This window comes from Pseudoalteromonas sp. NFXS53, from assembly GCF_056629255.1.
The window spans coordinates 1-12910 of record NZ_JBWVBR010000001.1; the positions used below are offsets into that span (position 1 = coordinate 1).

Here is a 12910-nt window from a genome sequence, read left to right on the forward strand (position 1 = left end):
TCAAGGAAAGGTTAGAGCAATCAAGGAAAGGTTAGAGCAATCAAGGAAAGGTTAGAGCAATCAAGGAAAGGTTAGAGTAATCAAGGAAAGGTTAGAGTAATCAAGGACTGGTCAATACTCGCAACTTCGCAAGGATGGTAATCGCGATTTATTTACAAGGATTGACAAAGGAGACTATATGGCAAGGACGCATAATGTTTGCAGTTGAATTCGATTACAGTTTGCATTGATTGAGTCATAAACATTGTTGTTCCTAACTATAATATTAATCAACAAAAGTTAGGCGCATAACCGTAACAATAAATGGTGCTAACTTTATTAATGCTAGAGTCATTAATCTTTGCCAGTCTTGTAGATTGGCTTTCTTCATTTTATTCACCAATTGCTTAAATTCTAGCTATTTTTATCTCTTCATAAAACATACAATCACATCATTCAAATTTGATTTTATTTTCAGCACTAAAATTGCATATCTGTGTCGGGTTTTCGGTTTTGTCTTGAGGTTTGTTTTGCATTATTTCAAAATTTTCTGCATTTTTATCATCATTACTTTATCTGGTTGTGATAAAGAGATTGTCTTGCAACAAGGTGTCATATCAGATCTCAATGAACAGCAGTTGCTCAATGCTCAATTTGCAAAGCAGGGAGCATTGTTAATGACATTAGATTTTGATGGGCAAGTGGCTGTTTTAAATGCTAATGATTTTTCAATAGAGTTTCAGATCGCTAAAAAGGAGCAATTGGAGAACACCAGGCTTGCAAGACTTTCTTCAGACGGAACTATACTAATTGTTGCCAATGAAAATGAAGTTGCAATATGGTCGGTTGTTGGAAAAGCGTTAATTGGAAAAACAAATTTCGCAGGTCTGCAAACTCTTGCCACTATATCGTCTATTGCACTTTCGAATGACAACGACAAATTAATTGTAGGTATGTCTGATGGCGCAATTAATATGGCGACTATTTCTACAAGATTAAATAACCGCTTTAAACCTCACACCAGACCTGTCACGCATATTGTGTTCACAGATAATGATCATTATTGGTCAGCATCACAAGATGGTTTGTTGGCCCATCGTGTTTTTGCTTCACCTGAACCATTAACAGAGCAGGAGTTCTCACATAGGATCACAACACTTGCTATGGACGAACAAAAAGAGCGTTTATTTGTTTCTGATGCATTAAAAACACAGTTCATTAAATCTAAGAAAGGCGAAAATGCGCATGTACAGCTTAAGTATATGGCGCGTTTTATGGTCTTTAGACAGGCTTACTTTATTAATTATGCCAATATACTCGCTACTTCATCATCTAAAAACCACTTAACATTTTGGGATACAGTAACGGGAGAAGAACTAGGGACTTGGACGAGTGAAGTACAAACTCCTACAGCTACAATTTTGGCAATGCACAGCAATGACAGAGGGGAGTTGTTGACAGTTAACTCCGATGCAATGGTTGAAAAGTGGGATCTAACTCAGTTGAATAAACTGTAATAGGAGGTTACATGATAAAACCTATTGGGGTTGTAATCACGATATTGATGTTATTGTTAGTTGGATGTGAAGAGTCTATCCAGTATGAGGTAGAGCAGTTAAATAATCATCGTTTTAGTCAAAACCTTGTTTATAAAGCACAGTTCTCTGATGACTTAGAGCAGTTATTGGTGATAGACGAAAAGAGACTGGTTAATATATGGCAAGTTAATAGCAAGCAAAAGATATTTACTTTGCCTCCTTCACAAACTCCTGAAGACTTAAGAGCTACTTTTTTCAAAAAATCTGAAAACCTTTTACTTCTTAGTGGCGCAAATCATGTAGATTTTTGGGATTTAAAACACCGTGTTCTGATTGGAACTTTAAAGGTGCAAAGCGACGAGCCCCTAGCAAAAATCTCTTCAATAAATTTATCAAGTTATGGTGGGATTATTGCTGTTGGTATGACAGATGGGACAGTTTTCCTTTTTAACAAAGCAAGTAACTCTTCGATTAAGAAAAAAGTGCATGAAGGTACGGTTAACCATATTTTTTTCAATAGCGCTGATAGTTATGTTGTAACGAGTGGAACCGATGGTAAAGTCGTTAAGTCATCAGTGAATAATCTAGAAAGACGCTATTCAAAACAATTAAATACAAGAATAAGTTCACTCATTATTGATGAGCATAGTAATAAGCTATTTGTTTCGGATGTCTTAGACAACCAACAAATTCACAAGCTAGATAATGGTGAATTATTATCTAAACTAAGTTATACCGCTAGATTCAGATGGTTTAGAAGTGGTCTATTTTATGATGGTGCTCGACTATTGATAACGACCACTCCGAAAACCGATATATCTTTGTGGGATACGTCTTCTGGAAAAGAGATATTTACATGGCATAGTGAAACTTTATCTCTGGGGAGCACAAATTTGGATATTAAATCGTTGGATAATAAGATTGTCACTATGACAAGTGAGGGCGTTTATCAGGAATGGGCTCTTAGGAAAAAATAATTAAACTACAAAAATTAATAATTTGGTTCTAAAATGAAGTTGTAGTTTAAGTATCAAGGGTAAGTAGGCTAAACAAGTTGAAGGACAAACATGTCAAATAGAATCTCTATGTTTTTTTTGGTTGTTATTTCGTTTACCTCGACCGCTTTTCAATCAAATCTATCTTATGAGCAATGTGCTCGCTTTTATAAAGAATATCAAAGTATTGCTGTGAAGATGGACACTGCCACAGGTGTTGAACTTCAATCTCTAGGGAATCGTTATGGCCGTTTGCAAGAGAGACTAGAAGCATTTTGTCAACACACTGAATTCTCAGATTCTACAAAAAACAAAACTAGTAAAGAGATTCAAACTCAGCCACAAACACAGCGGTTATTTTCAGATGATATGAAACAACAAGCATGGGAAGCATTTTATACTGCCCCTAGCTATTGCTTGTCTAATCCGCTCAGCTCTATCAACAAACTACGCTGTAATAACGAATTAACAAGATTTAAGGAGTTGTTTGAACAGCAGTGGCAACAAAACAAAGATATTACTCTTACTCAGTTAAAATCCGATCAACAAAATGGCGCTTTGGAGCTTGAACAACAAGGTGCAAGCTCAAAAGGCTCTGAGCCAAACAAGTCGCCTGAAATTAATGACACAAGCACACAAGTCAATCTCGATAGTCAGTTAAATGAAAACTCAAAACCTAAAGGCGAGCAAATTGCTACGGTTACTCACTTAGCCACAGAACAAGAATATCAAACCCCAACGACAGGGTTAGATACGCTTTTTTACTATGTTGATGATTACCTGTATTTGCTAATTCTATTGTTACTACTCTTACTTTCTATTAAATATATTCTTCCAAGCGCGAAGAAGCTGTTTACTAGACACTTTAGTTACGTGGCGGTCAATAAGTATTTGATGAAACATTTATCAGTTGATGACTATACACTGTATAGCAAAATCAGTTTACCAATCCCGAGTGGTATGGCAGATATTGATGAGCTTGTTTTATCTCCTTATGGTATTTTTGTGATTAGTTGCCAGTCACAAACAGGCCGAATTTATGCTGATACGACATCAGAAGTTTGGTCAGAGCAAATTGGAAAAGATAGAAACAATTTTCCAAATCCAAGCAGGCAATTACCAATGAGGCTTGCCGGTGTCAAACAACTCTTTGGTATTGAAGAGCACATTCATGGCTTGATAGTGTTTGACCAAGAGGCAGACTTCAGAACGAATATGCCAAATAATGTGTTTCATACAGGTCAGTTGCTTGCCAAAATTGAGCATTATGAAGAAAAAGTGTTTACGGAAGAGCAGATTTCACATTTTGTTCTTTTATTGAGTGAATATAAACCGAGTAATCCTTTTAAGGATATTTTGAGCAAAATAGGTGATAAGACTTCTCAAAATTCTGAGTGGGAAAGTTAAGATATCTAAGCTTTGTATCTATATTTTTGTGCACAACGACTACATTTTAAGATACAATTGCGACTGTATATCATTTCTCTTTGCTCAGGTACTCGCTTCTTAAATGACTGACATCACTACTCACCAGGCTTCCAGAAGACGTCTTTTAATCGCTCTGTCTATTACCTGTACTTTCATGTTGATCCAATTGGCAGGCGCTTATTATTCAAATTCTCTAGCTGTATTGGCGGATGCCGGCCATTTATTTGTTCATAATAGCTCTCTTTTTATTGCGCTCATCGCATCTTCTGTCGCAGTTCACTTAGCTAAAAACTACAGCGATGGTTATAAAAAAGCTGAATTCACCGGTGGCTTAATTAATGGTATGCTTTATTTGATGATTTCTGTCGTGATTTTGTATGAAGGCAGTGAAAGATTAAGTCATCACCATGACGGAAATGGTGAAGTTGTTAATACTTATCTTATGTCAGTTATAGCTGCGTTAGGGTTTTTATTTCACGGTTTGTCTGCTTGGGTACTTTATAAAGGCCGAAAAGAAAGCATCAATGTTTATGCTGTGTTTCTTCATTCATTTTTCGATTTGTTATCGACGGTCTCAACATTTATTGCAAGCATCTTGATTTACCTCACTGGTTTTCAGGTGATTGATATTATCTCTAGTATGCTTATTTCTGTGTTTGTGATGTTTACGGGTTTTAAAGTAGTGAAAACTTGCTTAAAAGGAATTTTAACCAAAGAAATGCATCTTCCCACTTCTGATCAAATAGAAGAAAAAATCTTAACGACAGATCATGTCGAAAGTGTACACAGTGTCACCATTTCACGAGTCGATGATGAGGTTGCTGTTGGTGCACATATTGTTTTAAAGCATCATTGTACAATTGATTTGCATGATCAATCCTGTCGTGAGCAGGTTGAGCAAGTATTAAATGATACCTTTGGTGTATCTCAGTGTGTACTTCAAGTAGAAAGTCATAACTGCCCTGAACATTAACTTAATGAATGCTTGGCAGAGAATGATTTTTATTTTACTTTATTAATACATAGAAAAAACAAGTCTTATTTTGCTTTGAATAAATCTATTTCACCTATTTTACTTGCATTTGTGTTGGGTATTTTGGGTGGTGCTATCAATCTATTACCTTTATGGTTCTTAGATAACTCAGAGTTTCTATTTGGGCAAGCGTTTGTGCTTGGCGCATTGGTAACGATTGGTTTTAGACATAGCTTATTGGTGCTGACAATTGTTACAGCATTCATTTTCTATCGGTGGGGCCACTCTTGGCCGACAATTGTTTTTCTTCTTGAAATCATTTGGTTGAATCAGTTTGCTTTATCAAAAGGCAAAATGGTGTTTTTCCGAGGCATATTATTTTGGATAATATGCGGATTACCTTTACTGTATTTTCTTGGCCATTTCCAATTACAGCTTCCAAACTTAGTCGTCTTCACTGCGTTATCTAAATATTTGGTGAATGCGATCGTCTGTTTAGCAATCGTTGATTTAGTCAGTCTATTTGTAAATAAAGCTAGGTGGCAAGAAATGCCACTTTACTCCATTCTCAATCGAACCGTTAATTTACTGGTTATTCTTATTATTGTAACGACTTCGATTGTCTTAACGAATAATCACTACAATAGAGTAGAGTCCGAAGTGAAGTCTAAGCTGTTAGACTCTGCAGAGAATATTAATAAGCAAATCGATGATTATTTACAAAGTTACCTTAGAGCTGTTCGCATAAGTGGGCATAGCATATCTCAAGGTGTCGATATCAACTTAACGCTAGAACAGTTAGTTGAAATGCATGAGGGCTTTAGAACCAGTATTTATATTTCGCCTGAAGCTGAAGTGTTGAATTTCTACCCTCAATTATTGGGTGATAGCTTTGTAGGTGACTTTCCTAGCGTAGCAGACCGTGAATATTTTATTGAAGCACCAAAACACCCTGAAGGCTATATCTCAAGCGTATTTAAAGGGCGAGGATTTGGTGATGAGCCAATTGTGGCTTTGTCGGTGCCTGTTTATGAATATGATACTTTAGTTGGCGTGCTTGAGGCATCGCTTAAATTTGAATCTTTTGAGCAATTTATTCCAACACTATTATCTCACCACGGTGAATTAGTTGTATTAGATACTAAACATCAAGTTGTTTACAGTTCTATGGAAAATGAGTTTAGCACTTTAGATGTGCTTGACTCGACAACTTACACTTCAATCGCCAATTCGCAGCAAGATATTTATACAGATAAGCAGGGGACTGTTTTTTATCAAAAAGTATTTGAGTCTGATAAGTTAGGTTGGACAGTCGTTACTTTTTTAGACAGAGCTCACGTTAATATTACAACCATAAATTCTCTACTTACTCCTTTATTTCTGACACTTATTATTATCATTATTTGTCGGTTTATTATTGGTGTATTAACTAAGCAACTCGTTGCGCCTATTACAGCTTTGAGTACAGCAATAAATAAATTTGATCCAAGTAAACTAAGTGAAAATAGTTATGAAAAAGGCAATGATTTTTTAGAAATTTTGACCTTACAGCAGCAATTCAATCAATTGACGAAAAATTTAACACTCAGCTTTACTAAACTTGATAAAGCAAATTCGGAAAACCAAAAACTGAATGAACGCCTCACTGAGTTTAATCTAAGATTGGAGCAGCAAGTTAACGAAAAAACCAAAAAACTGACAGAAGCTGTCGCGGATGCTAAAAATGCCAGTAAGGCAAAAAGTCAATTTTTGGCAAATATGAGCCATGAAATAAGAACACCATTAAATGGCATTATAGGTCTAACAGAGTTACTGATTAATGAGCGCGAAAGTGACTCAGATGATGTAAAGCAGTTAGGAATAATTCAAACATCAGCTAAAAACTTGCTGCTAATTTTAAATGACATTTTAGATTATTCTAAGATTGAAGCTGGGGCTTTAAAGTTGGACATTCGTGCAATTAGCCCCGTAAAAATATTTGATGATTTATCAGCAATTCACCGCACTTATGTGTCTCAAAAGCAAGTGAATTTCAGTTATCAGATCAAATCTGATTTACCAGAATTTTTAGAATTAGATTCACTTCGAGTGACGCAGATCACTAACAACTTGTTAAGTAATGCAATTAAATTCACTGAAGAAGGTGAGGTTAGTTTGTTAGTTGAGTACCGAAACAATAATTTACTCATTTCTGTAAAAGACACTGGTATTGGCATCTCTAAACAACAGCAGCAGATACTATTTAGTGAATTTACTCAGGCTGATGTGTCAACAACCAGAAAGTATGGTGGCACAGGCTTAGGCTTAACAATTTGTAAGCGCTTGGCTGAACGAATGGGCGGAACCATTGAGCTTGAAAGCAATGAAGGGGTTGGGAGTATATTTGTGGTAAGTATTCCTGCCAAAGTATCTACACCAGAAAATAATACAGAAGAAACGACGAAACTTGCAGATCTTAATGGTCAAGATGTGTTGTTAGTTGAAGACAATTTGGTAAATCAGATTGTTGCCACAAAGATGCTAGCAAAGTTTAATTGCCAGGTTTTTACTGCTGCTAATGGCGAAGAAGCACTTCAAAGGTTAGCTGATAAACCTTTCTCTTTAATCTTTATGGACTGCCAAATGCCAGTTTTAGATGGCTTTGATTGCACAATAAAAATAAGAGAACAAGATTTAAATTATGGCACTCCTTATATTGTTGCAATTACTGCAAATGCTTATAATGAAGACCGTAAGCGTTGCTTAGAAGTGGGTATGAATGATTTTGTAGCTAAGCCAATTGAGTTTGAGTTACTTAACAAAGCTATCTCCAAATACATATCAAAAGCTAGTTCATGACCTAATAGTCATAATATAAATTTTAACTCAAAGACAGTTAGCCCTTTCAGTGTAACTAGCAATTAACTGCTGGAGAATGGTGGATTACCTCCAGCTTGTTGTATTCTCATCTTGCTCTAAAAGCTCTTCAATAGGCAGTGGCTTTGAGAAGAAGTAGCCTTGCATATAGTGACAGCCCAAGTCAGTCAAGAATTTTAATTGAGCTTGTGTTTCTACCCCTTCCGCAATACAAAACATATTTAAATTGCGGGCCAGTGAGTGGATAGTTTTTACAATCGACTTATTTGTGTGCTGCTCATCCATTTTTCTCACAAAAGATTGGTCAATTTTTATTATATCAATTGGAAATTGATTTAAGTAAGTAAGTGAAGAGTAGCCTGTACCAAAGTCATCAAGCAAAAGTTTAAAGCCTGCATCTTTCAACATATTAAGCGAAGCCTTGGCTTTTTCTTTATCTTCCATTAACGAGGTTTCTGTAATTTCAAGCCTTAGCCTTGATGTTGGTAACTGGTAAGAAGTCAAAATATTACACAAGTTTTCAGCCGTTTCAGCTCTAATGATGTGAATCGGAGATAAGTTAAGTGATAGATAAAACTGGTGATTCTTATCAAATAAAGGCTTAAGCTCAACAAGCGCTCGTTTTAGGGCTTGCTCTGTCATTAGTTCAATTAATCCGGTTTCTTCGGCAATCGGAATGAAGTCTGCTGGCGAAATATTTTCGCCATCTAACTGCCACCTTAATAGCAATTCAACGCCTATCATTTTACCACTGGAGGTATTAACGATCGGTTGATAGTGGTTATAGAAAGCGCTGTCTTTATATGCCGTTTTTAGGGCGGTTTCTAACACCATTTTACGGTTATACTGTTCGATCATAGAGGTTGTGAAGTATTTATAACCATTACGACCCAGTTGTTTAGCTTGAAACATGGCTATATCAGCATGTCGAATTAGCTCTTCAGATGATTTTGCATCAAATGGGTAAAGTGCCACGCCGATACTGGCTGAAACACTCACAGATATACCGTCTAAATCAATCTTCTCTGGTAACACAGAAATAAGGTTTGATGTTAAAGCGGTTAAGCTTTCTGGGGTCATCACATCTTTGACTAATACCAGGAATTCATCTCCGCTTTGTCTACCCAAAATGCAATGCTCAGGTAATAGCTCGTTTATTCTTTCAGAAATTTTTATTAATAATTTATCACCAGCTTGATGTCCGTAGGCATCATTAATCGGTTTAAACTTGTCTAAGTCAATGAATAGTAGTGCACACGTGGAGCTGCTATTTTGTGCATCAAATATCGCAAATTCAATATGTTGCAACATTAAATTACGGTTAGGAAGATTAGTTAAGCTGTCATAATTTGCTAAATATCTCAGCTCGTTCTCAGCTTTCTTTTGCTCAGTCAGATCTGACATAACAATAACATAATGTTCAATCACGCCTGCATCATTGGCAATGGCGTTAACACTGACATGGATTGGTTTAACGAGGTGATTTTTCGTTTCAACCGTTAATTCCATCTTAAAGTTCTGATTCGCATTTAATGTCTTAATTTTATTGATAAGTTGCCTAAGCTTCTTTTTTCCTAATATCTTGGCAAACGTCATAAAGGTTAAGTCATTTAATGCATTATCTTCGTTTAAGCTAAATGCATCGCAAAAACTGTGGTTTACTGAAATAGGGGTGAGCCGGGTGTCGAGAATGAGCAGCCATTCATCAATTTGTGAAAATGCTTGCCCTAATATGCTTGCTTGTAAGTTAGTTGCTTTACTGTCGGTAATATTTGAATAAATACCAGATACAATGCGCGGGTTTCCTTCATTATCCCACTCTGTTACCTGACCAATATCTTGGAACCATAACCATTCTCCGATTAAGTTCTGCAATCGATACGTTAAATTGATATTTGGGTTTTTAGATGCTGATAAAGCCTCCCATTGTGAAGATACCTTTTGTCTATCTTCTGGATGCACCAGTTCGATAAACCGATTGAGTGGCAACTCATTTTGTTGTCCTGATTCTCTTGTTGACGTTTTATTTCTGTACTGATAAATCAACTCTTTGTTTAAATCGACCTTCCAGGTGCCACTTTTAGTAGACTTTAGCGCCATCTCTGTTTGTTGCTTAGAGGTTGTTACGGCTAACAGAGCTTTTTGAATGGTTGTTTGTCTATTTTTTCCTTGCCTATATGAAAGCAATAATAGTGATGCCACGACAATAAAATAAATCAGCCATGATGTTGGAGAGTTTAAAAAGTAGTATTCGACCTCTATCGGAATGGTCAAACTATCTATAACACTGTTACCGTCTAAACTTGTTTCGCTTATGGTTAAGATGTAATTGCCTGGTGCTAACTTTGGGAAGAATAACTTAGTTTTGTCTAAGTTGTTTAATACAACATCTTCAGCACCACTTATACGAGCATTAAATTTGCTTATACGTTGTTGAGTAAAATCAAAATTCGTGAACTTTATTTCTAGTCCAGCATCGTCATGAGACAACTTGAGTGGATTTTCTGATAAAAATGAGGGGCTATAATTAAGCGCTGAGGACGTGAGTTTAATGTCTGTCACACTTAAAGGGGTTTTGATTATGTTACCGTAATCAATAAAGTGTTCTGTATTTAACCAAGTTAAACCTGACACTGTACCAAACACAAAGGTTTGATTATTAAGCTTTAAACTGGCGCCTGCATTAAACTCATTATTTGGTAAGCCATTTTTAATCGTGTATTTCTCGAGGGTACCAGTGTTTAACTCGTAGCGAAATAATCCTGATTGTGCCGTAAACCAAAGAAAGCCATATGGATCAGACATTACTTCATACAAAGCTTGTTTGTCTAAGCCATAGTCTTCGTTCAGTGATTTTATGACTTTAAAAGTGGCTAAGTCTAATTCAATTAAGCCATGGTGAGATGAAGTTAACCAAAGACTTTCATTTACAATTTCCCAGTCATCAATCACTTGGAAAACTTTGTCGTTTACATTGTCAAATTCAAAAATTGGGGTTAATGCCTTCGAATCGACTGAATAAGCATATAAGCCTTTAATCGTGCTTATAACTATATCGTCTGGCCTAGTCGGTAGGGGAGAAAGGAAGCGATAAGCAGACGAAATTGGTAACAGTTCAGCCAAACCCTCTACGGTTACTACAGTTTGGTTTGACGTATCGTATATGTAGTAATCACTTTCAGTTAAAAAAGCGATTTGTTTAGCATTAATGCGTTGTGCAGAACTATTTAAAGAGTCAAACGGTTCATCTATGCTGCTTTTGACAACTGTTGGGTTCGTTACTGTTTTAGTTTCTAAATCTAGTAACTTTAATCCTTGAAATGTATCCAAATACACAAGCTGAGAATCTATGTCAGTTTGAAAAATTTCGTATACCGCATTAGCGCCATATACATCCTTTTTATTTTGAGATTGGAAGTAAAATTTTGGATCAGAAGGGTCACTTAAAGACGATATATGCACAACACCATTATCGGTACCATATAAAATCGAACCGTCGGAAAGCTGATAAATAGACCAGACGTTATTGTTTATAAACTCAGAGCCTGTTTGGTTGACTGTATTAAACATTAATGAAGATAAGGGCCAGTAATATGTCCCATTATGCGTTGCCATCCAAAGTACATTATTGGCGTCTAGCTCAAGCGCCAGAATGTTTGGTTGATTCAGCTTAAATTTGGTTTTATCTAGGGATAGCGCTTTTGTCAGTTCTTTTGTCTTTCGATTAAATTTATACAGGCCAAACTCTGTAGCGATAAACTCACCTGCGGGGGTTAATTCATGATCCCAGATATTCAACGACGCGATCAGGTTTGTAGTTTGTTCATAATCAAAACCCGCATCAAGTATTGGTGTGGCATATAAGCCCTCTACTGTGCCAATAAGTAAGCCAAGCTCTTCATCTAACTTCAATAATTTTACATTCTGATTGAGTTCATTGGCTTCTTGTTCATTTAAAAAAGTATGCTTAGTTAAAACTTCTGCATCGGCAGATAGAGAATAAAGGCCATCAGTGGCGCCTACTAATAAGTGTTTGCCATGATACAAGAATGTTCTAATGGATTGCCCTGTTTCAACGGAGCCTATGAGTTGAGATTCATAGCTGACAAGACTAATTTTATATACATGATTATTAATTGCAGCATATAAATGTTTATCAACTTTTAATATGGCATTAATTGGAGAAGTAAAGCTCTGGCTGTCAGATAATCTACCAGAATAAAATTTCTTCTTTTCTAGCGTGTGAATGTTTATCAGGTAGCTGCCGTCAAAGCTGGTAGACACGAACAAAAAAGTGTCATCTACCATATTGATATGAAAGATTTGTTCGTGGAGAAAGTTATTTATTTGTTTCGGAAGGGATACGTCAATTCCATCATATCGGTTTAAGCCCTGCTCAGTGGCAATCCAAATATAGCCAAGAGGATCTTGAACTATGTTGTTTACATTTGCTTGAGAGAGGCCTTCTTCTGTAGATAGGCGATAGATTTGCTGATTTGAAAACGAATTAAAGCTTATAAAAAATAAGGAAATGATAAAAAAAAAGTAAGGCTTCAAATGCATTAAACTCTACCAAGCAAACATTCACAATTTTTAAATTATGAATTTTGTCGAAAACAATAGTTAACATTATGGTCATAAATTTAGCATAGTCATCTAAGTAGGGCTAGATTTATACACTTTTACATCCTTAACCGCTTATATATAAACCAAATTAATGAATGATAGTTGCAGCAATAAAAATAATTCTTATTAAACTCATGGTTTGTTATTGATAATTGTTTTTGTTTAGAATAAAATTCTTATAGTTTTTAACGTAAAGAGTGACTTTCATGTATATCTGTATTTGCCACGGTGTGACTGATTCAAAAATTGAACAGGCTATTGAGTCTGGTTCTACGAGTATGCGTGATTTGAGTAAAGAACTTGGTGTTGGTACTCAATGCGGTAAGTGTACAAATTGTACAAAGAAAATCCTTAACCAGAAGCTGATTGAAATTGTCGATATAACAGAACAAGTTGCCTAATCAGCCTTAGCATACTTACTTCTTTGGCATCATAGACAGCTTCTTTCAGTGCCTTACAAACTATAGAAAACTATCCCTCGTAGTATTCAAGCCGAGTTTTATGTAGACTCTCAT

At 35.9% G+C, this 12910-nt stretch carries 7 protein-coding genes; 6 read left to right on the forward strand and 1 reads right to left on the reverse strand.

The window, feature by feature from the left end:
* Positions 1-578 precede the first annotated feature (578 nt).
* From AC1HJP_RS00005 to AC1HJP_RS00025, 5 genes are all read left to right on the forward strand, one after another.
* A complete protein-coding gene (locus tag AC1HJP_RS00005) occupies positions 579-1496 on the forward strand; it encodes a WD40 repeat domain-containing protein (protein WP_480359573.1) in 918 nt (305 codons plus the stop codon).
* Positions 1497-1507: 11 nt separating this feature from the next.
* Positions 1508-2494, forward strand: a complete 987-nt coding sequence (locus AC1HJP_RS00010; RefSeq protein ID WP_480359574.1) for a WD40 repeat domain-containing protein — start codon at positions 1508-1510, stop codon at positions 2492-2494.
* A 90-nt stretch (positions 2495-2584) separates the two neighbouring features.
* Positions 2585-3919: a nuclease-related domain-containing protein gene (locus AC1HJP_RS00015; RefSeq protein WP_480359575.1), complete on the forward strand. Its 1335-nt coding sequence runs from the start codon at positions 2585-2587 to the stop codon at positions 3917-3919.
* A gap of 103 nt (positions 3920-4022) precedes the next feature.
* On the forward strand, positions 4023-4913 hold the full coding sequence (locus tag AC1HJP_RS00020; RefSeq protein WP_480359576.1) for a cation diffusion facilitator family transporter: 891 nt from the start codon (positions 4023-4025) through the stop codon (positions 4911-4913).
* 75 nt (positions 4914-4988) lie between these two features.
* The gene (locus tag AC1HJP_RS00025; protein ID WP_480359577.1) at positions 4989-7751 is read left to right on the forward strand and encodes a hybrid sensor histidine kinase/response regulator; all 2763 of its coding nucleotides are present in this window, start codon (positions 4989-4991) and stop codon (positions 7749-7751) included.
* An 84-nt stretch (positions 7752-7835) separates the two neighbouring features.
* Here the strand turns inward: AC1HJP_RS00025 and AC1HJP_RS00030 are convergent, their stop codons facing one another.
* Positions 7836-12332, reverse strand: coding sequence for an EAL domain-containing protein (locus tag AC1HJP_RS00030; RefSeq protein WP_480359578.1), 4497 nt, complete (start codon positions 12330-12332; stop codon positions 7836-7838).
* Between the two features lie 269 nt (positions 12333-12601).
* Between AC1HJP_RS00030 and AC1HJP_RS00035 the strand changes: the two genes are divergently transcribed.
* Positions 12602-12796 (forward strand): bacterioferritin-associated ferredoxin, encoded by a 195-nt coding sequence (locus AC1HJP_RS00035; RefSeq protein ID WP_349286917.1) that lies wholly within the window; start codon positions 12602-12604, stop codon positions 12794-12796.
* Positions 12797-12910 lie beyond the last annotated feature (114 nt).

What these genes read in the sequence shown, in the direction of transcription:
- AC1HJP_RS00010 (WP_480359574.1), top strand. Translation starts at nt 1,508, where the DNA reads ATGATAAAACCTATTGGGGTTGTAATCACGATATTGATGTTATTGTTA.
- AC1HJP_RS00015 (WP_480359575.1), top strand. Translation starts at nt 2,585, where the DNA reads ATGTCAAATAGAATCTCTATGTTTTTTTTGGTTGTTATTTCGTTTACC.
- AC1HJP_RS00020 (WP_480359576.1), top strand. Translation starts at nt 4,023, where the DNA reads ATGACTGACATCACTACTCACCAGGCTTCCAGAAGACGTCTTTTAATC.
- AC1HJP_RS00030 (WP_480359578.1), bottom strand. Translation starts at nt 12,332, where the DNA reads ATGCATTTGAAGCCTTACTTTTTTTTTATCATTTCCTTATTTTTTATA.
- AC1HJP_RS00035 (WP_349286917.1), top strand. Translation starts at nt 12,602, where the DNA reads ATGTATATCTGTATTTGCCACGGTGTGACTGATTCAAAAATTGAACAG.